Source organism: Bradyrhizobium valentinum, assembly GCF_001440405.1.
GTDB lineage: Bacteria > Pseudomonadota > Alphaproteobacteria > Rhizobiales > Xanthobacteraceae > Bradyrhizobium > Bradyrhizobium valentinum.
This window is the reverse complement of record NZ_LLXX01000115.1, coordinates 1-1,142: the sequence shown is the minus strand read 5'-3', so window position 1 is coordinate 1,142 and position 1,142 is coordinate 1. Positions and strand designations below refer to the sequence as shown.

The following is a 1,142-nucleotide window of genomic DNA, read 5'->3' as shown; positions in this document are numbered from 1 at the left end:
CACGCCTTGACGGCGGCGAGCACGGCGTCAGCCTCACCGGCGGTCGGGTGCCGCTTCAATGGTTGCTACCGGAACTTCGCCGGCAGTAAGCACCGTGTAGGCCAGTTCCGGAGTCGACGCATCTCTCGCACCCCAGCCGACGACCTTGCCATAAAAGGCGCCTGCTGCCGCGACGTCCGTGGTCAGGAGCTCATACCAGGCGAAGCGTCCGAGTTGATTGACCAAGCCAATTTCTCCGTTCAAGCCTGGAGACAATTGCGCACTGCACCAAGTCGCACTCGTTGCAATCTGCACTGCGGGCGCGGACCGTCGTTGCAATGAACGAAAATGCGGCAACATCTTCATGAAGTTGAATGCAATCTGAACGAGCGTCATTACGTTTTCGTGTGCGCATGAATCTTGTCTGCCTTATTTGATCAGCGTAAGATTGCGTCACGGATATCCTTCTGGCAACATTGGAGGATGCGACCATGCCGCGGGTGAAGCAAGCTTCGAAAAAGAAGCGAGTAGCCAGAACCGCAGTACCGGCGTTGGGTGCCGCCGGATTAACTTTTTCGCTAGCAGGAGGCGCATCAGCCTCAGCCGTACCGACCGGTGGCGTTCAACAGGGGCGGAATTCGCTCCTGGCATGATGATCACTCTCGGTGAAGAGGAACTTGCCGACGTCAGCCTCGCCACCTTCCATCTCTTCGACAACGAACTGTTCGACAACGACCTAAGCGGAGTGCAGCTGGCCCAGCGCGGCTGCGGCAGATGCGGTGGTTGCCGCGGATGTGGCGGCTTCCGGGGATGCGGTGGCTTCCACGGATGCGGTGGTTGTCGCGGCTGCAGAGGCTGTGGATGCAGATCCTGCCGATGCGGCGTCGGGTGTGGTGGCTGCGGCGTTGGTTGGATAGGGGTGGGCGTGCCAGGCATAGGCATAGGCATAGGATGTGCAGGTTGCTGTGCATCTTGGGGCCGGTGCCGCTGGTGCTAGGCAACGACGCTTGCTGATTGTGTATCGACAGGCCACGATTTCATTGGCCGGGCTCGCGATCGACCCGGCCAATTTCTTGTTTTCGTTGCACCGTTCGCCTGCCAGCGTGAGCAGCTTGCCGATGACAAGCGTGTGTATTCCAACTCAATCGAACAATACCAGTCGA

Annotated in this window: 1 protein-coding gene; it reads right to left on the bottom strand. The window is 59.1% G+C overall.

The genetic code is table 11. The features are described 5' to 3' along the window. Positions 1–33 precede the first annotated feature (33 nt). On the bottom strand, positions 34–375 hold the full coding sequence (locus CP49_RS47440) for a VOC family protein (RefSeq protein ID WP_057851359.1): 342 nt from the start codon (positions 373–375) through the stop codon (positions 34–36). Positions 376–1,142 lie beyond the last annotated feature (767 nt).

What these genes read in the sequence shown, in the direction of transcription:
- CP49_RS47440 (WP_057851359.1), bottom strand. Translation starts at nt 375, where the DNA reads ATGACGCTCGTTCAGATTGCATTCAACTTCATGAAGATGTTGCCGCAT.